The following is a 20,922-nucleotide window of genomic DNA, read 5'->3' as shown; positions in this document are numbered from 1 at the left end:
GGTTTCCGCCGCCCCTTCGCGGATAGGGTCCCGCCCATGAAACTCGCCTTCTCCACGCTCGGTGTACCCGGCCTCCCCCTCCCGGACGTGCTGCGCCTGGCCGGCACGCACGGCTACCACGGCGTCGAGCTGCGCGCCCACCCCGAAGAGCCCGTCCACCCGGGCCTCGGACTCACCGAACGGGCCGACGTGGCCGCCGAGTTCAAGGGGGCGGGCGTCGCCGTCGTCGGCATCTCCGGGTACGCCCGCGTCGCCGCGCCCGGCGACGACGCACCCGTCCTGGAGGAGATGCGGGGCCTGCTCGACCTGGCCCGCGACCTGGGCGCCCCGTTCGTACGCGTCTTCCCCGGCGGCGGTACGGAGCAGAGCGAGGCCGACGCCGACGCGACGGCCGCGCGGCGCCTCGGCACCGCCGCGGAGTACGCCGCCGACGTCGGCGTCCGCCTCCTCCTGGAGACCCACGACTCGCACCGCACCGGCGCCGCCGCCGCCCGCGTCCTCGGCACCGTCGGCCACCGGCACGCCGGTGCCCTGTGGGACGTCATGCACACCTGGCTCGGCGGGGAGCAGGTCGCCGACAGCTACGCCGCGCTCGCCCCGTTCCTCGGCTACGTCCAGGTCAAGGACATCGCGAGCGCCGAGGACACCACACCGCTGCCCCTCGGCGCCGGGGTCCTGCCGCTCGCCGAGTGCGTCGAACTCCTCAGCCGCAAGGGCTGGGACGGCTGGCTCTGCTGGGAGTACGAGAAGCGGTGGTACGAGGACGCGGCGCCGTTTCCCGAACTGCTGGGTGCGGGGCGGGAGTTGCTGGCGCGGTTGCTCACGGAGTCGGCGTGAGCGCGGTTGCTGACGGAGCGGGCGTGCGCGCAGCCGCTGCGGGGTCGGCGTGGGCGCGGCCGCTCGGGAGTGCGCGCGAGCACGACCGCTGACGCAGTCGGCGTGGGCGCGGCCGCTCAGAAGTGCGCGCCAGCACGACCGCTGACGCAGTCGGCCTGAGCACGGCCGCTCGGAAGTGTGCGCCGGCACGACCGCTGCGGAGTCCGCGTGAGGGCGCAGGCCGGAGGCCCGCTGCGGTGCGGGAAGCCCGCGGGCCGCTGACATCCGCCTCGGGCGGGCCGGAAGCCCGCGCGTGGGCGCGCCGCCCTGTGAGTCCGCGACAGCCTGTGGGCAAGGGGCGCCCGCAAGTCCCCCGCCGCACTGGTCCGCCCCGTCAGGTCCCCGCCACCGCGCCCGCGTCCTCCTCGGCCGCCTCCGCCGCCTCTCCCGCCTCTCCCACCTCCGCCACATACCCGTGCAACAACCCCGCCCCCTCCAGCATCGCCCGCGACCGTCGCGTCAGCTCGGTCTGCCGCTGGGCCAGCGCCGCGCGCAGCGCCTCGCTGCTGCCCGTCTCGCGGAGGCCGTCGAGGACCGGGCGGATGGCGGGCAGGGGGTACCCGGCCTGGCGGAGCATCGTGATCATGCGGGCGTCGCGGACGTCCGCCGCGCCGTAGCTGCGGTACCCGGTGCCCCGCTCCCGCGCGGGCGCGAGCAGGCCCGCCGACTCCCACACCCGCAGCGCCGAGGCGCGCACACCGACGCGGGCGGCGACCTCACCGACGGTCAGGGGCGCGCGGGGCGGCGGGGCGGCAGGGGCCGCGGAGGCGCCGTGGGCCCCGGAGGCTCCGGGCTCCTCGCTCGCCACCGCCTCCAGCGCCGCCCCCGTCGCCCGCAGCGCCTCCCGCAGCGCATGCAACTCCGCGTGCGCCGCGTCGATCAGCGTCAGTGCCTCGGGTACGTCGCCCGCGTGCACCGCCCGCATCACCGCCCGTGCCGTCTCCGGGCCGAACCCCCGCGCCAGCGCCCGGTACGCCAGCAGGGCGCGGCCGTGCACGGGGGCGAAGCGGCGGTAGCCGGAGGGGGTGCGCGGGGTGGGCGGCAGGATTCCCGCGTCCGCGTAGTCGCGTACGAGCTGGGTGGAGACGCCCGCCATCCGGGCCAGGTCGACGGGGCGCAGCGCCTTCGCGCCGCCCGGGGTCGTGCGGGGCGTCATGCGCGGGGCGCGGGTTCCAGGGCGGTCACCTCGTCAGCGTACGTCGCCGAGTCGGCCGGGACGGACGGGGCGGGCGCGGCCGACGGCTCCCCCCGAGGACTCCTCGGCTTCCCTGAAGGCTCCCCCGAAGACCTCCCCGGCAGCGAAGCCACCGCCACCCCGCCCACCAGCAACGCCGCCGCGCACCACTGGAACGCCCCCACCGACTCCCCCAGGAACAGCGCCGCCGACGACATGCCGAACACCGGCACCAGGAGCGAGAACGGGGCGACCGTGGACGCCGGGTGGCGGCGCAGCAGGTAGCCCCAGGCGCCGAAGCCGAACACCGTCGTGATCCACGCGACGTAGACGATGATCCCGACGCCCTGCCAGTCGAGTCCGCGCAGCGCTTCGAGGTCGCGCGAGGGACCCTCGAAGAGGAGCGAGAGGGCGAGCAGGGGCAGGACCGGGACGGTGCTCACCCACACCATGAAGTTCAGCGCGTCGGGCGGGGACGCCTTGCGGGTGAGGACGTTGGACACGCCCCAGCAGGCGGCGGCCGCGACGGTCAGGCCGAAGGCCGTGAGCGGTCCGGACGCGCCCTCGTGGACGGCCGCGACGCCGATGCCCGCGAGTGCGACCGCCATGCCCACCACCCGTACCCGCGCCGGGCGTTCACCGAGCACGGCGAAGGCGACGACGGCCGTGAACACCGCCTGGATCTGGAGGACGAGCGACGACAGGCCCGCCGGCATGCCCGCGTCCATGCCTATGAACAGCAGCCCGAACTTGGCGACGCCGAGCACGAGCCCCACCCCGAGGAGCCACTTCCAGGCGACCTTCGGGCGGCCGACGAAGAACACCGCGGGCAGCGCGGCGACGAGGAAGCGCAGGGCCGAGAACAGCAGCGGCGGGAAGTGGCCGAGGCCCACCTCGATGACGACGAAGTTCACGCCCCAGACGGCGGCGACGAGGACGGCGAGGCAGATGTGGGAGGGGCGCATGCGTCGAGGATCACGCGCCGGGAGCGTTCAGCACCAGCACGAATTTCTTCATGATTGGCTGAAGCACCGCTAATGAATGGGGCGCTGCGAAACGTCAAGAACGACGAGACCGCCGCGGCACCTCACGGACGACGAGACTTGGTGGCCCCCATGCTGGACCTCGCGCGCCTGCGCGCCCTGCACGCCGTGGCCGTCCACGGCACCGTCGGCGCCGCCGCGGACGCCCTCGGCTACACGCCGTCCGCCGTGTCCCAGCAGATCGCCAAGCTGGAGCGGGAGACACGTACGAAGCTGCTCGAACGGCAGGGCCGGGGCGTGGCCCTCACCGACGAGGCGGTACGACTGGCCGACGCGGCACGGGAGTTGCTGGCGATCGTCGAGCGCGCCGAGACGGACCTGGAGGAGCGGCGCGGGGTCCCGGCCGGGCGCCTGACCGTCGTGGCGTTCGCGTCGGCGGCGCGCGGGCTGCTTCCCGGGACGCTCGCCGAGCTGGCGCGCCGCCACCCGGCCCTGGACGCGCGCCTGACGGAGGTTGAACCGCATCTGTCGGTGGACCTCGTCGCCAAGGGCGCGGCGGACCTGGCCGTCGCGCACGACTGGGACATCGCGCCGCTGCCCGCGCCGCCCGGCGTCGAACAGGCCGTGATCGGCGAGGACTTGTGCGATCTGCTGGTCCCGGCGGGGCACCGGCTCGCCGGGCGGAAGTCGGTGCGGCGCGCGGAGCTGCGCGACGAGCGGTGGATCTCGCAGCCTCCGGGGCGGGTGTGCCACGACTGGCTGGTGCGTACGATGCGGGCCGCCGGCTGCGAGCCGGACATCGTCCACCAGGCCGAGGAGAACCCGACCCTGATCGCCCTGGTCGCGGCCGGTCTCGGCATCGCCCTGCTCCCCCGCCTCGGCCGCGGCCCGCTCCCGGCCGGGGTGGTGGCGGTCCAGCTCGACCCGCTGCCCGCGCGCAGGCTGTACGCGGTGTGGCGGACGGGGGCGGCACGGCGCCCGGCGATCGCGGAGGCGGTGCGGGTGCTGCGCGAGACGTGGGACACGGTCACCGCGGCCGACGACACGACCGTCACCCCGGCCGCCGACACCGCCGTCACCGCAACTGCCGACAAGCCCGTCGGCGCGGCCGCCGGACCGCCTCCCCTCATGAGCTGACCCCATGGCCCCCACCTGCACCAACTTCCCGTCATCAGGGCCCGTTCGGGAACCCTGAGGAGGGCCGGCCCGTCCAACAGGCACGCTGCCGGGGAGTCTCCGCGAGGCGGTGTCGGCATCGCTGCTGGCTGCGAACGCTGACCACCCTCTCCGCCGCCCGCGGCCGGCAGCACGCCGCCACCGGTGCGCCCCCCTCCAGAGCGCCGGTGGCGGCCCCTCAGCACGGATGGCGGGCCTTCACGGCAGCCCGGTGCCGCCCGGACCTTGACCCACCGCACCCCACGGGATATCCGTGGCAAGTGCCTCACGACTCCCAAAGCACCACCCACAGCACCCCCAGCGGCCCCACCGACGCCGACCTCGACGCCCTCCTCTCCCGCATGACCCTCGAGGAGAAGGTCGGCCAGCTCCTCGTCCTGCATGTCTACGGCCACCACGCCACCGCCCCCGACCCGGCCGACGTCGAACTGAACGAGCGGGAGCTCGGCGTGCGCACCGCCGCGGACGCCGTCGCCAAGTACCGCCCCGGCGGGCTCATCTACTTCGGCTGGGCCCACAACACCCGCGACCCGCACCAGCTCGCCACGCTCTCCGACGACGTGCAGCGGGTGGCCCACGACGGGCCGCACGGCATCCCGCTCCTTCTCACCATCGACCAGGAGCACGGCATCGTGGCCCGCGTCGGCGCGCCCGCCACGCTGCTGCCGGGCGCGATGGCGCTCGGCGCGGGCGGCTCGGCCGACGACGTCCGCGAGGCGGCCCGCATCGCGGGCGTCGAACTGCGCGCGATGGGCGTGTTCCAGAACTACGCGCCGTCCGCCGACGTCAACGTGAACCCGGCCAACCCGGTCATCGGCGTACGTTCCTTCGGCGCGGCCCCGGACGCCGTGTCCGCGTTCGTGACCGCGCAGATCGAGGGCTTCCGCGACGCGGGCATCGCCCCCGCCGCCAAGCACTTCCCCGGCCACGGCGACACCGAGACCGACAGCCACTCCGCGCTGCCGCACATCCACCACACCCGCGAGCAGTGGGAGGAACTGGACGCCCCGCCGTTCCGCGCCGCCCTCGCCGCCGGCGTGGACGTCGTGATGACCGCGCACATCGTCGTGCCCGCCCTGGACCCGGCGCTCGACCCCGCCACGCTCTCGTACCCCATCGTCACCGGCATCCTGCGCGAACAGCTCGGCCACCAGGGCGTGATCGTGACCGACTCCCTCTCCATGCAGGGTGTGCGCACCAAGTACGGCGACGACCGCGTCGCCGTACTCGCGATCAAGGCGGGCGTCGACCAGCTCCTGCACCCGCCGCAGCCCGAACTCGCCTGGAACGCGGTCCTCCAGGCCGTCCGCGAGGGCGAACTCACCGAGGCCCGCATCGACGAGTCGGTGCTCCGCATCCTCCGACTGAAGCGCGAACTCGGCCTGTTCGAGCGGGCGTTCACGACCCCCGACGACGTCGACGCCACCGTCGGCAGCGCCGCCCACCTCGCCGCCGCCGACCGCATCGCCGAGCGCACCACGACCCTGCTGCGCAACGATGGCGGCCTGCTCCCGCTGTCCCCCGCCGCGCACGGCCGCGTCCTGGTACTCGGCGCCGACCCGGTCTCGCCGTCCGGCACCACCGGACCGCCGACCACCGTCCTCGCCGCCGCCCTCACCGAACTCGGCTTCACGGCAACGGCGTTGAGCACCGGCACCGAGCCGTCCCCGGAGACCGTCGAGAAGGCCCTCGCCGAGGCGGCCTCCGGGATCGACGCCGTGATCGTCACGACGTACGACGTCACGGACGGCGACCGCCAGCACGCACTCGTCACCGCGCTCACGGCGCTCACGGCCTCGGACGGTCCACCCGTCATCACGGTGTCCGTCCGTACCCCGCACGACGTGACCCGGCTGCCCGGCGTATCCGCCGCGCTCGCCGCGTACTCCTGGACGGACGTCGAACTCCGAGCCGCCGCCCGCGTCCTCGCCGGTCGCGCCCGCCCGGCGGGCCGCCTGCCCGTGCCGGTGCCGAGCCCGGACGACCCCGGGCAGGTGCTGTACCCCATCGGCTACGGACTCTCGTACGAGCCCTACGCCGCCGCCGACTGACGGGCGTACCCGGCGTACGCGTCCCGCCCCGGCCGCCCGGTCCAAGGTGCGCAAAGCCCCCGGAGCACCTGGCGTGCGCCCGCCGCCGGGGTCACTCTGGGTGCCCCTGGTGTACGTGCCGGGGGGTCGGGGGGTCGGCCCATGCGGGTGTCGAAGGCGGGGTTCGCGTGCGGGAGCGGACTGCTCGCCGTCGTGCTGACGCTGACGCTCGCGGGGTGTCAACTGCCGGGCGGCTCCGGTCGTGCGGGGCCGGAAGGTGGCACCACGCCCGCCGGGTCCGCGGCCTCCTCCGGCGCCGGGGCAGTGTTCCTCGGGGCGGGCGAATGCAGCTCCTGGGGGCGGGAGTTCTTCACGGAGGTGCCGTGCGGGAGCGAGCGGGCCGCCGCGCGCGTCATCGCCCGGCACGGCGGGCTCAGCGGGGACGGGCCCCTGTGCCCCGCGCGCAGCGACTTCATCCTCCACGTCAGTGTGCCGCGGGGGTACGCCTGCATGCGCAATCTCGAAGCGCCGCATCCCGGGGATCCCGGGGCTGGTGGAGGGCCTCGGACCGTGGTGGGGGACTGTGTGTACGGGGTGGGGCGGGGGGAGGTGCGGGAGACCGCCTGCGACGGCTCGGGCCGCCGGGGCCCGGAGTATCGGGTGACCGCGTCCGCCGCGGAGCGCGCGCTGTGCCCGGCGGGGACGGATCTGTACGTGACGTTGGGCGGGGCGCGGGCGGTGGGGTGTGCGGTGCGGGTGTGACCCTGCCGGGGGGCGCCCCAGTCCCGCCCCTTCCCGTAACCAGGGGGCTCCGCCCCCTGGACCCCCGATCGGCGCTCCGCGCCTCGTCCTCAAACTCCCCCAAGCTCTTAAAGAGCAGGGGGGACCCCCTCGACGGGCTGAAAAATCCAGCCCCTCCGGCGTTTGAGGAGCGGGGGTCTGGGGGCAGAGCCCCCAGTTTCGGGAAAGGGGCGGGACTGGGGCGCCCCGCGAGGCCTACGGCCTCAGGGTGTTGTGGCGGTTCCGGTCCTGCCGGTCCAGCTTGGAGTCGTACGACGCCAGCGGCTTCGCCTCCGCGGCCTCAGCGGCAGGCACGCCGGCCCAGGCGAGGATCCGCGCGGTGGCCTTGGCCTTGTCGTCACCGACGAGCCCGGCGACGTTGGCGCCGTGGTTCGCACCGGGCGCGGTCATGACGTACGAGTCGTGCTTGGCCCCGCGCGCGGGGCGGAACGGCTCGGCGCCCCACGGGTCGTTCGCGCCGTAGACGAACAGCATCCGGTGGGAGTTGTTCCGCACCCACCGGTCGACGTCCTTCATGGCGTGCTTCTGGAACTTCATGGAGATGTCGCGCGGGACGAAGTTCCGCGGCGGCTGGTACCCGTAGCGGCTCAGATCGGCGATCCAGGGCTGCTTGATGTCGGGCGAACCGAGCTGCGTACCGGCCTGGTAGTAGTACGGCGTGTAGGGCTCAAGGCCCTGGTCGCTGTAGGACGACCAGCCGCCGACCTCGTCGATCCAGTCGAACAGCGCCTGGTCGGTGGCGGTCTTGGCGGCCGGCACCTGCCCGCAGGCGGTGGCGGACTGCTGGTACTGCCAGAAGCCCCAGTTCACGTCGAGCACGACGGCCTCGAAGGCCTTGTCGAGGTTGCCGATCGTCTTGAAGGTGTAGCCGTTGTCGGCGGCGTACTTGGCGTACAGCTTCTCCATCGGGGCGCGGCGCAGCAGCGCCTGCCGCTGCACGGCCTCGATCTTGCTGCGGCACTCCTTGGTGCCGACGTTCTCGAAGAAGCGGTCGTACGCCGCGTCCTCGCGGTTGTTGACGTCGTTCGGCGCGACGTAGGCGACGACGCCGTCCATGTCACGCGGGTAGAAGCGCTCGAAGTAGGTGGCGGTCATGCCGCCCTTGGAGGCGCCCGTGGACAGCCACTTCTTGCCGTAGATCGGCTTGAGGGCCTTGAAGATGCGGTGCTGGTCGCTCGCGGCCTGCCAGATGTCGAGCTTGGACCAGTCGGCGGGGGCGGGGCGCGAGGGAGTGAAGAAGCGGTACTCCATGGCGACCTGGTTGCCGTCGACGATGCGCGTCGGCTCCGCGCGGCCCGGGTTCGTGTTCAGGCCGTAGCCCGAGGTCGAGAACACGGTGGGGCGGTCGGTGTCCTTGTGCAGCACGGTGATGCGCTGCTTGAACGTGCCCTTGGACGGGTGCCGGTGGTCGACCGGCTGGGTGTAGTTGAGGACGAAGAAGCGGTAGCCGTCGTACGGCTTCTCCTCGATGAGGCTCATGCCCTTGATGGCGAGGAGCCGGTCCTTGATGTCCTTGCTCGCACTGTCCTGCTGTGCGGTGTCCTGCGGCGCGGCGTCGGTGGCCGCCGTGGCCGTGACTCCGGTGAAGCCAACGGTGCCTATGAGCACCGTGAACGAAAGCACCCATCTGAGGGTCTTACGCATGCATCCTCCCCTGTCGGCGCAGCGATTCCCCGGAACCTAACCGAGCAACTCCGCGCACACCAGGGCAGATTGAGGACATATGGGACTCAGGGAAATTCACTGACAGGACGAGGGTCTCCGCTCAGCGGACGAGAAGGGGTCTGGCTCGGTCCGGGGCTCACCGTTCAGGCACAGCGCCCGGCGTTCAGCAGAGGATCCAGCCCGTGCTGACGCTCCCCCGCCCCACGGACCCCTTCACCCACACGCAGCGGTGTCCGGAGTGCACCTTCACCGGGCCCGCGAGCCGCGTGAAGTTGCCCTTGTCCCGTACGGGGCGGCTGCCGCGCGCCTGGACGCTGACCGACATCGACTTGCGGGCGCCGGGGGTCTTCGAGTACGTCACGGCGCAGACGTAGCCGCGCTTCTTGTAGAGGACGACCTTGCCGGTGCTGAAGCCCAGGGTGCGGACCTTGTGGCCGGGGCACGGCGCCGCGGCGGCGGCGCTGCCGACACCCGGTCCCGCGAGCGCCAACAGCACGGCGCCCGCCAGCGTGACGGCACCTGCGGCCAGGCCCCGCCGAATCCGACCAGTACTCACGTCTGCCCCTCCCGACACCCCCGCATCAGCGTACTGACGTACGGACGCCGGACGGACACCCGGCGGTTGCGGAACTCGACCTACCACTTCTGCGTGCGCGAAAACTGCCGGGTCAGGCCGGGTCAGGCCCCCACCGGCTCCCCCACGAACGTCCGCCACAGCTCCGCGTACCGCCCGTCCCGCGCGAGCAGCTCCTCGTGGGTGCCGTCCTCGGCGACCCGCCCGTGGTCCATCACGATCACGCGGTCCGCGCGTGCGGCCGTGGTGAGGCGGTGGGCGACGACGAGGGTCGTGCGCTTGCCCGCGATGCGGTCGGTGGCCTGGTTGACCTGGGCCTCGGTGGCGAGGTCGAGGGCGGCGGTGGCCTCGTCGAGGAGCAGGATGTCGGGGTCGACCAGCTCGGCGCGGGCCAGGGCGATGAGCTGGCGCTGTCCCGCGGAGAGGTTGCGGCCGCGCTCGGAGACCTCGTGCAGATAGCCGCCGTCGAGGGTGGCGATCATCTCGTGCGCGCCGACGGCCCGCGCGGCCGCCTCGACCTGCGCGTCGGTGGCGTCGGGCCGGCCGTAGGCGACGGCGTCGCGGATCGTGCCCGCGAACAGGTACGCCTCCTGCGGCACGACACCGAGGCGGTGGCGGTACGAGGTGAGGTCCAGGGAGCGCAGATCGGTGCCGTCGACGGTGACGCGCCCTGACGTCGGGTCGTAGAACCGGGCCACGAGCTTGACGAGCGTGGACTTGCCCGCGCCGGTCTCCCCGACGAAGGCGACGGTCTGGCCCTCGGGGATGCGGAGCCGCACCCCGCTCAGCGCGGCCTCCTTGGCCGCCACGTCCTCCGTGCCGTCGGCGGCATCCGCGGAGCCGTACCCGAAGTCGACGTCCTCGAACGCGATCTCCCCGCGCAGCGAAAGCACTTCGAGCGGCTCGTCCGCGGACTTCGTGGACGTCGGCTCCTGGAGCAGCTCCTGGATGCGGCCGAGGGAGACGGTCGCCTGCTGGTAGCCGTCGAAGACCTGGGAGAGCTGCTGGACGGGGGCGAAGAACAGGTCGATGTACAGGAGGTACGCGACGAGCGCGCCGGTCGTGAGCGTGCCCGCGTCGACCCGGTTCGCGCCGACGATCAGGACGGCCACCACGGCCACCGACGACAGGAACTGCACGAACGGGAAGTACACGGAGATCAGCCACTGGCCGCGGATGCGGGCCGCGCGGTACTCCGTGCTGCGCGCCGCGAACCGCTCGTTGCCCGTCCCCTCGCGCCGGAAGGCCTGCACGATCCGCAGCCCCGACACCATCTCCTGGAGGTCGGCGTTGACCACCGACACGCGTTCCCGCGCCAGCTCGTACGCCTTCACGCTGGACCTGCGGAAGAAGAACGTGCCGACGACGAGCAGCGGCAGCGTCGCGAAGACGACGAGGGCGAGCTGCACGTCGATGACGAGGAGCGCGACCATGATGCCGAAGAAGGTGACGACGGAGACGAAGGCGGTGACCAGGCCGGTCTGCAGGAACGTGGAAAGGGCGTCCACGTCCGTGGTCATCCGGGTCATGATGCGCCCGGTGAGTTCCCGCTCGTAGTAGTCGAGGCCGAGCCGCTGGAGCTGCGCGAAGATCTTCAGGCGCAGGGCGTAGAGGACGCGTTCGCCGGTGCGTCCCGTCTTGCGGATCTCGCCGGTCTGGGCCGCCCACTGCACGACGACGGCGACGAGCGCGAGCGCGGACGCGGCCCACACGGCGCCGAGCGCGGTCTGCGTGACGCCCTCGTCGATGCCGTGCCGGATGAGGACCGGCAGGAGCAGGCCCACCCCGGCGTCGACGGCGACGAGCGACAGGCTCACCAGGAGGGGCGCGCCGAAGCCGCGCAGCAGCCTGCGAAGGCCGTACGACTCCTCGGGGGTGACGGCCCGCGCCTCGTCGATGGCGGGCTTGTCGACGGCGGGCGGCAGCGCGTCGACCTGGGCGAGGAGTTCGGGCGTGGCCGGGGTCCCGGCGAGGGCGATGTCCTTGGGCTCACGGTCACCGCTCCACAGGCGCGGGGTGATGCCGCGCTCGGCGTCGAACTCGGCGTCCAGCTCGTCGCGTACGGAGGTGTCCTCGACGGCCTCGGCGGCCGGGGCCTGCTCGATGTGGCCGGGCGAGACGCCGCCCAGCTCGTCGGGGTCGGTGAGCAGGCGCCGGTACAGCGCCGAGCGGCGCTCGAGCTCCTCGTGGGTGCCGAGGTCGGCGAGGCGGCCGCCGTCGAGGACGGCGATGCGGTCGGCGAGGTTCAGGGTGGAGCGGCGGTGCGCGATGAGGAGGGTCGTGCGGCCCTCCATGACGTGCTTGAGGGCCTCGTGGATCTCGTGCTCGACGCGGGCGTCCACGGCGGAGGTGGCGTCGTCGAGGACGAGCAGGCGCGGGTCGGTGAGGATGGCGCGGGCCAGGGCGACGCGCTGGCGCTGGCCGCCGGAGAGGGTCAGGCCGTGCTCGCCGACCTTGGTGTCGTAGCCCTCGGGCAGCTCGGCGATGAAGCGGTCGGCCTGGGCGGCGCGGGCGGCGCGCTCGATCTCCTCGTCGGTGGCGCCGGGGTGGCCGTAGGCGATGTTGGCGCGGACCGTGTCGGAGAACAGGAAGGAGTCCTCGGGGACCAGGCCGATGGCGGCGCGCAGCGACTCGTGCGTCAGCTCGCGCACGTCGTGGCCGCCGACGAGGACGGCGCCGCGCGTCACGTCGTAGAACCGGGGAAGCAGCAGCGACACCGTCGACTTGCCGCTGCCGGAGGAACCGACGACGGCGAGGGTCTCGCCGGGGCGGATCTCGAAGGTCAGCCCGTCGAGGACCGGCCGCCCCTCGTCGTACGCGAACGACACGTCGTCGAACTCGACGGTCGCCGGAGCGTCCTCGGGCAGCTCCTTGGTGCCGTCCTTCATCGTCGGCTCGGTGTCGATCAGCTCCAGGACGCGCTCGACGCCCGCGCGGGCCTGCTGGGCGACGGTCAGGACCATGGCGAGCATGCGGACCGGGCCGACGAGCTGGGCGAGGTAGGTGGAGAACGCCACGAACGTACCGAGCGTGATCTCGCCCTTGACCGCGAGCCAGCCGCCGAGCGCCAGCATCGCGACCTGCCCGAGCATCGGCACGGACTGCAGGGCGGGGGTGTAGCGCGAGTTCAGGCGGATGGTGCGAAGGCGGCCCGCGAAGAGCCTGCGGCCGACCTCGCGGAGCTTCCCGGTCTCCTGCTCCTCCTGCCCGAAGCCCTTCACCACGCGTACGCCGCCGACGGCACCGTCGACGACACCCGCGACGGCGGCGGCCTGCGCCTGCGCGTACCAGGTGGCGGGGTGCAGCTTGGTGCGGCTGCGGCGGGCGATCCAGAGCAGGGCGGGGGCGACGGCGAGGGCGACCAGGGTCAGCGGCAGCGACAGCCACGCCATGATCACCAGGGACATCACGAACAGCAGGACGTTGCCGATGGTCATCGGCAGCATGAAGAGCAGGCCCTGGATGAGCTGGAGGTCGCTGGTGGCGCGGCCGACGACCTGTCCGGTGGACAGCTCGTCCTGCCGCCGGCCGTCGAGGCGGGTGACCGTGTCGTACATCTCCGTACGCAGGTCGTGCTGCACGTCGAGGGCGAGGCGGCCGCCGTAGTAGCGGCGGATGTACGTGAAGACGTAGACCAGGACCGCGGCGCCTATGAGGGCGGCGGCCCAGGGGCCCATCGAGCGGCTGTGATCACCGATGACGTCGTCGATGATCACCTTGGTGAGCAGGGGGACGAGGGCCATGACGGCCATGCCGCCCAGGGACGAGCCCAGCGCCAGTACGACGTCCTTGGGGTAGCGCCACGCATAGCCCCACAGACGTTTCGACCAGCCCCGTTGCTCCGCCACCGTTTGCCTCCCGTCGACCTGACCTGCCGAGAGCGCCAACGCGGTGGTCTACGGATTTCATCCCGCCGCAACAAAAACTATGGGGGCTGCGCCCCCTCTCCCCCTGCCTTTCGGGCCTTCGGCCCTCGTCCTCAAACGCCGGACGGGCTTAGATTCCCGCCCGGCGCTCGGGTGCCGCCGGGGGGCTACTGGGGCGCGGGGACCGTTGCTTCCTTCGGGGTGTCCGTCGGGGCGAAGCGGGTGGGGGCCTGGGTGAGGGGGGTGAGGTCCTTGTGGATGGCCTTGGAGACCTTCTGGATGGTGTCCACGCCGTAGTTCATGCTGCTGTTGCCGTGGGTGAGCACGGAGATCGTGTAGTCGTGCCCGCGGCCCTTGAAGGCGCCGATGCTGTGGACGCGCCAGCCGTGCGTGGAGCGGGGCAGCCAGCCGTTCTTGACGTGGATGGCGGTGCCGGAGGGGGCGCCCGCCGGGGTGCCCCAGCGCTGGTCGCGGACGACCTTGTTCATGAGCTTGAGGATGTAGGCGCGCGCGTTGTCGCTGAGCACGGCGTTCTTGCCGGTGATCAGGGAGAGCAGCTTCTGCTCGTCGGTGACGTTGACGCGGGTCAGGCCCCAGTAGCCGCCGGAGCCCGGCACGGTCTTGGTCATCTTGGCCGCGGCCAGGAACTTCTTGATCTTGGTGACGCCGAGCTGCCGCCACAGCGTGGTGGTGGCGTTGTTGTCCGACTTGGTGATCATGGCGGTGGCGAGGTTCGACTCGCGCGTCGTCAGATACCGGTCCGTCTTCTTGGCGTCCCACAGCAGGGCCGCGAGCACGGTCACCTTGACGACGCTGGCCGAGTCGAACGACGTGGAGCCGCGCAGGGTGCAGTTGGTCTTCGTGGCCTTGTCGTAGAAGCCCACGGCGATGGTGCCCTTGCGGTTCTTCAGGGCGGCCGTGATGTCCTTCGCCAGCTTCTTCGCCAGCTCGGGCTGGGCCGACGAGGTGCACTTGACCTGGGCCGTCGCGGCGGCGGCCGGGGTGGCGGCCGCCACTCCCGCGACGGGCACGAGGACGGCGGCGGCCGCCCCCGCGCTCAGGAAGCGGGCACGCCGGGATATGCGGTGAGTCATGGAGGTTCCCCCCGTAGTCGGACATACGTGCGCCCCCAGCGCACGCGTCTCAATGACTCACCGGCCCGGGTGAAAGGTTGCACGAAAAACGAAAAAACCTCAGCCCAGGTGCGTGGGCGCGAACATCCGCAGCAGCGCGGGCAGCACCACGACCGAAGGACCCGGCTCGGCCAGCGCCTTCGCGAGGTCGTCCCGCAGCCGCTCCGGCGAGGTCCGCACGCCCGGCACCCCGAAGGATTCCGCGAGCGCCACGAAGTCCGGCCGGGCCAGCTCGGTGCCGGTCGCCTCGCCGAAGGCGTCCGCCATGTACTCGCGCAGGATCCCGTAGCCGCCGTCGTCGACGATCAGCCAGGTCACGTCGAGGTTGTACTGCCGCGCCGTGGCCAGCTCCGCGAGCGAGTACATCGCGCCACCGTCGCCGGACACGGCGAGCACGGGCCGCGTGGGATCGGCGGCGGCCGCGCCGAGGGCGGCGGGGAAGCCGTAGCCGAGGCCGCCCGCGCCCTGCGCGGAGTGCATGGTGTTGGGCCGCCGCGCGTCGAAGGCGGACCAGGCCCAGTACGCCAGGATCGTCATGTCCCAGAAGGACGGCGAGGCGTCGGGCAGCGCGGCCCGCACGGAGGCGAGCACGTCCTGTTCGAGGGTGAGCCCCTGGCCGTCGATGCGCTCGCGGACCGCCGCGAGGACACTGCGCACCCGCTCCGGCGCCGCCGGGTCGGGCCGCTCGTCGGCCGTCTCCAGGAGGGCGGACAGGGCGAGCCTGGCGTCGGCGTGGATGCCGAGCGCCGGGTGGTTGGACTCCAGCTTGCCGAGGTCGGCCTCGATCTGGATGACACGGCCGCGCGGCTTGAACGTGTGGTAGTTGGACGACAGTTCACCGAGGCCGGAGCCCACGACGAGCAGGACGTCGGCATCCTCCAGGAAGTCGGTGGTGTGCCGGTCCTCCAGCCAGGACCGCAGCGACAGCGGGTGCTCCCAGGGGAAGGCGCCTTTGCCGCCGAAGGTGGTGACGACGGGCGCGTTCAGGCGCTCGGCGAGCGCGAGCAGCTTGCCCGAGGCGTCGGAACGTACGACACCGCCGCCCGCGATGATCGCGGGACGCTCCGCCCGGGACAGCAAGTCGGCGGCCACGGCGGTGAGTTCGGGCCGGGGCACGATCTCGTCGGGGGTCGCGTCGACGGCCGTGACGACGGGCAGCGTGGTCTCGGCGAGCAGCACGTCCTGCGGGATCTCCACCCACACCGGGCCGTGCGGCGCGGTGAGCGCGGACTCCCAGGCGGCGGCGATCGCGGACGGGATCTGCGACTGCGTACGCACGGTGTGCACGGACTTCACGACGTCCCTGAACGAGGCCTGCTGGTCGCGCAGTTCGTGCAGATAGCCGTGGCGCCCGCCGCCGAGCCCGGCGACCGGGATCTGGCTGCCGATGGCGAGCACGGGCGACGACCCGGCGGCCGCCTCCTGGAGCGCGGCCAGCGAGGTGAGCGCGCCGGGCCCCGTGGACAGGAGCAGCGGCGCGACCTCGCCGGTGATCCGTCCGTACGCGTCGGCGGCGAAGCCGGTGTTGTTCTCGACGCGCAGTCCGACGTACGAGAGCGAGGAGCGCCGCAGCGCGTCGAACATGCCGAGCGCGTGCTGGCCGGGCAGGCCGAACACGGTGGTGGCGCCGAGGCCCTGCAGGGTCTCGACGACGAGGTCGCCGCCGTTGCGTCCCGGCGGGGGGTTCAGCGCGGCGTGCGTCTGCGCGGCGGTGGGCCGCAGCACGAGGTCGTGGTCATGGGTCATGTCGGTCATCCTTCCGTCGCGCGCCCGCGCGCGGCGCCCGCACCGGCGTGCGCGAGCCACGGGGCCGCCGCGGACCGTCGTGGTCCAGTGGCGGCCCGGCGGCGGCGCGGGGTCACTTCGCGGTCTTGTCGTCCTCGGCGGCGGCGCGGTTCGCGGCGATCTGCCGGGACATGATCGTCGTCAGTTCGTACGCGGTGTGGGAGGCGGCCACGGCCGTGATCTCGGCGTGGTCGTAGGCGGGCGCGACCTCCACGACGTCGGCGGAGACGAGGTTGCAGGAGGCGAGGCCGCGCAGGATCTCCAGGAGCTCGCGGGAGGTCATGCCGCCGGCCTCCGGCGTGCCCGTGCCCGGGGCGTGCGCCGGGTCGAGGCAGTCGATGTCGATGGAGATGTACAGCGGCCGGTCGCCGATGCGCTGGCGGAGCTGGTCGGCGACCTCGTCCGCGCCGCGGCGGTAGATGTCCGACGACGTGACGATGCCGAAGCCCATCTTCTCGTCGTCGGTGAGGTCCTGGCGGCCGTACAGCGGGCCGCGGGTGCCGACGTGGCTGAGCGCCTCGGTGTCGAGGATGCCCTCCTCCACCGCGCGGCGGAACGGGGTGCCGTGCGTGTACTCCGCCCCGAAGTACGTGTCCCACGTGTCCAGGTGCGCGTCGAAGTGCAGCAGCGCGACCGGGCCGTGCTTCTTCGCCATCGACCGCAGCAGCGGCAGCGCGATCGTGTGGTCGCCGCCCAGCGTCATCATGCGGGCGCCGGTGGCGAGGAGGTCGTCCGCCGCCGCCTCGATCGTCTCCACGGCCTCGTGGATGTTGAACGGGTTCGCGGCGATGTCGCCCGCGTCGGCGACCTGGGCCAGGGCGAAGGGGGAGGCGTCCTGGGCCGGGTTGTACGGGCGCAGCAGGCGGGACGCCTCCCTGATCGCGTTGCCGCCGAAGCGGGCGCCCGGCCGGTACGACACACCCGTGTCGAAGGGGACGCCGACGACAGCGATGTCCGTCTTGCCCACCTCGTCGAGGCGGGGCAGCCGGGCGTACGTGGCGGGGCCCGCGTAGCGCGGGACGCGCGAGGAGTCCACGGGGCCGCGGGGCTCGTTCGGGACGCTGCTGCTGGTCATGGTCGGGTTCCTCCTGGTGGTGCATGTCTTGCGTGGTCGAGTGTGGCGCGGTGGCGGGCCCTGCCGGGGGCTCCCCAAGCCCGCCCCTTCCCGTAACTGGGGGCTCCGCCCCCAGACCCCCGTATCGGCCTGGACGGCCTCGTCCTCAAACGCCGGACGGGCTGAAACCCCCAGCCGCACCGGCAAGGTTTTAGCCCGTCCGGCGTTTGAGGACGAGCCGCGAAGCGGCGATCCGCGGGGGTCCAGGGGGCGCAGCCCCATGGTTTCTGGGAAGGGGTGGTTTGGGGACTTCTCATGCGGTCACCGAAGCCTCCGGCGCCACCTCGGCCTCGCGCCCAGCGACCCGCTCACGCCATGCGGCCAGCACGACCGCATCAGTGGGCGGCGTGGCCAGCGACACGGCCACGTACACCACGAGCGACGTCAACAGCCCGTAGTAGATCGGCTCGTTGGCGAGAATGCCGTACCACCACATGAGCCCGATGACAGAGCCACCGCCGGTCACGACGGCGGCCAACGCCCCCGCCCCGGTCCCCCGCCGCCACAGCAACCCACCCAGAATGGGCACGAGCAACCCACCCACCAGCAGGTTGTACGCGACGGTCAGCGCCTGCACGACGTCGTTGAGCGCGATGGCGACACAGATGACGGCGACGCCCATGACGAGGATGAAGAGACGGTTGCCCTTCACCTCGTCGTGCGGCTCGTCGGAGGCGTCACCGCCCGCGCGCACAGCGCCCCGCACTCGCGCCCAGATGTCGTTGTTGGCGACGGTCGCACAGGCGATGAGCGCCCCGGACGAGGTGGACATCACGGCGGCAAGGGCGGCGGCGAGCACCAACCCCCGTACCCCCATGGGAAGTTCGTCCTTGACGATGGTGGCGAAGGCGGCGTCCGCGCTGGGCAGCTTGGGGTACATGACCTTGGCGGCGGTCCCGATGACAGCACCGGCGAGGGCGTACACGAGGCAGTACGTACCGGCGACGGTCCCCCCGTACCGCGCGACCTTGTCGCTGCGCGCGGTGAACACGCGCTGCCAGATGTCCTGCCCGATGAGCATGCCGAACGTATAGATCAGGACGTACGTGAAGATCGTCTCGCCGCCGATGCCGAGCGGCGCGAAGTACTCGTCGGGCAGCTTGTCGCGCATCTCGCCGAAGCCGCCGGCCTTGACGACGGCGATGGGCAGGAGCAGGAGCAGCACGCCGACCGTCTTGACGACGAACTGCACCATGTCCGTCAGCGTGATGGACCACATGCCGCCGAGCGTGGAGTACGCGACGACGATGGAGCCGCCGATGACGATGGCGAGCGTGCGGTTCATGTCGAAGAGGACGTCGAAGATGGTGGCGTAGGCGATGGTCGAGGTGACCGCGAGCATCAGCGTGTAGGCCCACATGACGACGCCGGAGAGGACGCCCGCGCGGCCGCCGTAGCGCAGGTCGAGCATCTCGGAGACCGTGTAGACCCGCAGGCGGGCGATGCGGCCCGAGAAGAAGATCGACAGGGCGAGCAGACCGAGGCCGATGGTGAACACCATCCACGCGCCGGACAGGCCGTGGGTGTAGCCGAGGCCGACGCCGCCGATGGTGGAGGCGCCGCCGAGGACGATCGCGGCCATCGTGCCCGAGTACATCCACGGACCGAGGCGGCGCCCCGCGACGAGGAACTCGCTCTTGGACTTGGCGCGGCGCATGCCCCACCAGCCCATGGCCAGCATCCCGGCGAGATAGACGACGATCACTGTGTAGTCGACGGCCATGGTGGGGGCCTCCTTGCGCGCTCGGGTCGGTGGCGTGTCGTGCGGGTGGAGTGCTGCGGTTCCGCTGCGGTGACCGGCCGCGGGGACATCCGCCCGTACCCGAGGCCCCGGTCGGCACGACCCTAGGTGGCCGGAAAGCGACGCTGAAGTGTACGTTTCCTACACTCTCCGAGCCGCGTATGGAGGAACCATCCATGCCCCCCGCCCCGGACGCCCCCGACACCCCCGTGGCCGCACCACCCACCCCACCCACCCCGCCCGTCCCGCTGACCGCCCTGCTGGCCCGCGAGGAGCTGGGCCTGCGGCAGATCGCGGGCCCGGACGCGACGGGGACCGGGGCCGTCGTGCACTGGGTGCACACCTCGGAGATGGCCGATCCGTACCCGTACCTGCTGGGCGGCGAGCTGCTGCTCACGGCCGGGGTGCACGTACCGGCGGCGGACGCGGACGCCCACCTGGAGGCGTACGTGACCCGCATCGTCGCCGCGGGCGGCGCGGCGCTCGGCTTCGGCGTGGCTCCCGTGCACGACACGGTGCCGCGGGCCCTGGCCGACGCCTGCGACCGGCACGGCCTCCCCCTCCTCGAAGTCCCGCCCCGCACCACCTTCAGCGGGATCGCCCGCGCGGTGTGGCAACTCATGGCCGAGGCCCGCCACGCCGAACTCCGCCGCGTCACCCAGTCCCAACAGGGCCTCGCCGCGGCAGCGGCCCGCCCCGACCCGATCCCGGCCCTCCTCCGCCAACTCGCGACCCGCCTCGGCGGCTACGCGGCGCTGTACGGCCCCGACGGCACACCCGTGCAGTCGGCGGGGCAGGAGCCGGGGGCGGAGGCGGGGGCGGCATTGGCACGGCTGACGGGGGTGGTGAACCCCCTCGGGGACGGCACCAGGGACGGCACCGGGGCCGGCACCGGCAGCGGCGGCACGGAGGCGCACTCCCCGCGCCCCACCCCCGCCTCCGCCACCGACACCGTCGCCGGTACCCACCTCGCCGCCTACGCCCTCGCCGGGGCGCACGGGCTCGCGCTCGGTGTGGCCACGCGGCAGCGGGAGCCCGGGGACCACACGGTGACCGGGGTCGCCGCCGTGCTGCTCTCCCTGCTCACCGCACCGCACCAGGGCGCCGCCGAGTCCGCCCGGTCGGCCGCGCTGGTACGCCTGCTCCTCGGCGCGGACCCCGCCGACGTGGCCCCCCTGCTCGGCGCCGACCGCTGGACCGTCGTACACGCACGCGTGCGCCACGGCGACCGCGAACAGGAGCCGCCGACGCCTACGGCTCTGGCTGCGGCGCTCGGCAGCACGCTGGTCGACGGCCACGTATGGGCGGACGACGCCGCGCACGCGGCCCACGGCAGCCACCCGGCCCGTGACGAACACGCCGCCGCTACCGGCCACGGCACCCACGCCGACGACGGCAAGGACGGCGGCCGTGGCGGCGACGGCGGACCCGGCAACGGCCCCGCCCCCGCCGCCCGCGCCCCTCACTTCGTACGCCTCCTCCTCCCCGCCGATCGCGACCCCGCCCCGCAGAGCGGGTGGACGCTCGGGGTGTCCGCGGCCGCCGGGGTCGCGGGGCTCGCCGCCGCCGACGCTCAGGCCGGGCGGGCGTTGCGGCGGGCCGAGGCGGCGCGGGTGGCCGTGGTGCGGCATCGGGAGGGCGGGATCGCCGGGCTCGTCGCGCCCGCCGAGGCCGACGCGCACGCGCGGGAGCTGCTCGGCCCTCTCGGCGGCAGCGTTCCGCTCACCGAGACGCTGCGCACCTGGCTTTCCCTGCACGGGAGTTGGGACCGTACCGCCGCCGCGCTCTCCGTGCACCGCAACACCGTCCGCCAGCGCGTCACCCGCTGCGCCGCCCTCCTCGACGCCGACCTCGACGACCCGGACGTCCGCATGGAACTGTGGTTCGCCCTCGGCCGTACCGACCGGTCGGAGTGAGCCGCGCGCCCCGGAACGTGAGTCGCCGCACAGGTCCAGCGTGCGGGACGGCCCGCCTCCGGCCCACCGCCGACGGCACAATGGGACG

General features: G+C 73.1%; 14 protein-coding genes. 5 read left to right on the top strand and 9 right to left on the bottom strand.

All coding sequences use genetic code 11. The features are described 5' to 3' along the window. Positions 1-36: 36 nt before the first annotated feature. The gene (locus tag IEY91_RS32970; protein WP_189176804.1) at positions 37-837 is read left to right on the top strand and encodes a sugar phosphate isomerase/epimerase family protein; all 801 of its coding nucleotides are present in this window, start codon (positions 37-39) and stop codon (positions 835-837) included. A gap of 373 nt (positions 838-1,210) precedes the next feature. On the opposite strand, the gene IEY91_RS32965 is transcribed toward IEY91_RS32970, so the two are convergent. Further along, a complete protein-coding gene (locus IEY91_RS32965) occupies positions 1,211-2,032 on the bottom strand; it encodes a MerR family transcriptional regulator (RefSeq protein ID WP_189176803.1) in 822 nt (273 codons plus the stop codon). After that, positions 2,029-3,015, bottom strand: coding sequence for an EamA family transporter (locus tag IEY91_RS32960; RefSeq protein ID WP_189176802.1), 987 nt, complete (start codon positions 3,013-3,015; stop codon positions 2,029-2,031). Before IEY91_RS32960 ends, IEY91_RS32965 begins: the two co-directional genes overlap by 4 nt. Positions 3,016-3,165: 150 nt before the next feature. Here IEY91_RS32960 and IEY91_RS32955 point away from each other — a divergent pair, with 150 nt between their 5' ends. From IEY91_RS32955 to IEY91_RS32945, 3 genes are all read left to right on the top strand, one after another. Then, a complete protein-coding gene (locus IEY91_RS32955; RefSeq protein WP_229697384.1) occupies positions 3,166-4,170 on the top strand; it encodes a LysR family transcriptional regulator in 1,005 nt (334 codons plus the stop codon). Between the two features lie 299 nt (positions 4,171-4,469). Further along, positions 4,470-6,260 carry a glycoside hydrolase family 3 protein gene (locus tag IEY91_RS32950; RefSeq protein ID WP_189176801.1) on the top strand — a complete coding sequence of 597 codons (1,791 nt, stop codon included), beginning with the start codon at positions 4,470-4,472 and terminating at the stop codon, positions 6,258-6,260. Between the two features lie 141 nt (positions 6,261-6,401). After that, entirely contained in the window at positions 6,402-7,001 is a 600-nt protein-coding gene (locus tag IEY91_RS32945; protein WP_189176800.1) for a hypothetical protein, read from the top strand. A 234-nt stretch (positions 7,002-7,235) separates the two neighbouring features. Here the strand turns inward: IEY91_RS32945 and IEY91_RS32940 are convergent, their stop codons facing one another. From IEY91_RS32940 to IEY91_RS32910, 7 genes are all read right to left on the bottom strand, one after another. Continuing rightward, positions 7,236-8,684: a serine protease gene (locus IEY91_RS32940; protein WP_189176799.1), complete on the bottom strand. Its 1,449-nt coding sequence runs from the start codon at positions 8,682-8,684 to the stop codon at positions 7,236-7,238. A gap of 184 nt (positions 8,685-8,868) precedes the next feature. Further along, on the bottom strand, positions 8,869-9,261 hold the full coding sequence (locus IEY91_RS32935; RefSeq protein WP_164324818.1) for a hypothetical protein: 393 nt from the start codon (positions 9,259-9,261) through the stop codon (positions 8,869-8,871). Positions 9,262-9,383: 122 nt separating this feature from the next. Further along, a complete protein-coding gene (locus IEY91_RS32930; RefSeq protein WP_189176798.1) occupies positions 9,384-13,127 on the bottom strand; it encodes an ABC transporter ATP-binding protein in 3,744 nt (1,247 codons plus the stop codon). A gap of 185 nt (positions 13,128-13,312) precedes the next feature. Further along, on the bottom strand, positions 13,313-14,239 hold the full coding sequence (locus tag IEY91_RS32925) for a serine hydrolase (protein WP_189176797.1): 927 nt from the start codon (positions 14,237-14,239) through the stop codon (positions 13,313-13,315). A 99-nt stretch (positions 14,240-14,338) separates the two neighbouring features. Continuing rightward, positions 14,339-16,024, bottom strand: a complete 1,686-nt coding sequence (locus IEY91_RS32920; RefSeq protein WP_189176796.1) for a thiamine pyrophosphate-binding protein — start codon at positions 16,022-16,024, stop codon at positions 14,339-14,341. Between the two features lie 112 nt (positions 16,025-16,136). Further along, complete coding sequence (speB, locus tag IEY91_RS32915; RefSeq protein ID WP_164324812.1) at positions 16,137-17,138, bottom strand: agmatinase; 1,002 nt, start codon at positions 17,136-17,138, stop codon at positions 16,137-16,139. Positions 17,139-17,430: 292 nt separating this feature from the next. After that, positions 17,431-18,900, bottom strand: a complete 1,470-nt coding sequence (locus tag IEY91_RS32910; RefSeq protein ID WP_189176795.1) for a sodium:solute symporter family protein — start codon at positions 18,898-18,900, stop codon at positions 17,431-17,433. A 194-nt stretch (positions 18,901-19,094) separates the two neighbouring features. Between IEY91_RS32910 and IEY91_RS32905 the strand changes: the two genes are divergently transcribed. Beyond that, a complete protein-coding gene (locus IEY91_RS32905) occupies positions 19,095-20,834 on the top strand; it encodes a PucR family transcriptional regulator (RefSeq protein ID WP_229697383.1) in 1,740 nt (579 codons plus the stop codon). Positions 20,835-20,922: the final 88 nt, after the last annotated feature.

It is taken from the genome of Streptomyces lasiicapitis, from assembly GCF_014646335.1.
In the GTDB taxonomy this organism is placed as follows: Bacteria; Actinomycetota; Actinomycetes; order Streptomycetales; family Streptomycetaceae; genus Streptomyces; species Streptomyces lasiicapitis.
The sequence above is the reverse complement of the archived record's forward strand: the minus strand, read 5'-3'. Positions and strand labels throughout refer to the sequence as shown.

Bases quoted from the DNA above. Each gene is read 5' to 3' on its own strand.
- IEY91_RS32940 (WP_189176799.1), bottom strand. From the start codon at position 8,684: ATGCGTAAGACCCTCAGATGGGTGCTTTCGTTCACGGTGCTCATAGGC.
- IEY91_RS32905 (WP_229697383.1), top strand. From the start codon at position 19,095: ATGCCCCCCGCCCCGGACGCCCCCGACACCCCCGTGGCCGCACCACCC.
- speB (WP_164324812.1), bottom strand. From the start codon at position 17,138: ATGACCAGCAGCAGCGTCCCGAACGAGCCCCGCGGCCCCGTGGACTCC.
- IEY91_RS32925 (WP_189176797.1), bottom strand. From the start codon at position 14,239: ATGACTCACCGCATATCCCGGCGTGCCCGCTTCCTGAGCGCGGGGGCG.
- IEY91_RS32970 (WP_189176804.1), top strand. From the start codon at position 37: ATGAAACTCGCCTTCTCCACGCTCGGTGTACCCGGCCTCCCCCTCCCG.
- IEY91_RS32920 (WP_189176796.1), bottom strand. From the start codon at position 16,024: ATGACCCATGACCACGACCTCGTGCTGCGGCCCACCGCCGCGCAGACG.
- IEY91_RS32910 (WP_189176795.1), bottom strand. From the start codon at position 18,900: ATGGCCGTCGACTACACAGTGATCGTCGTCTATCTCGCCGGGATGCTG.
- IEY91_RS32945 (WP_189176800.1), top strand. From the start codon at position 6,402: ATGCGGGTGTCGAAGGCGGGGTTCGCGTGCGGGAGCGGACTGCTCGCC.
- IEY91_RS32960 (WP_189176802.1), bottom strand. From the start codon at position 3,015: ATGCGCCCCTCCCACATCTGCCTCGCCGTCCTCGTCGCCGCCGTCTGG.
- IEY91_RS32955 (WP_229697384.1), top strand. From the start codon at position 3,166: ATGCTGGACCTCGCGCGCCTGCGCGCCCTGCACGCCGTGGCCGTCCAC.
- IEY91_RS32965 (WP_189176803.1), bottom strand. From the start codon at position 2,032: ATGACGCCCCGCACGACCCCGGGCGGCGCGAAGGCGCTGCGCCCCGTC.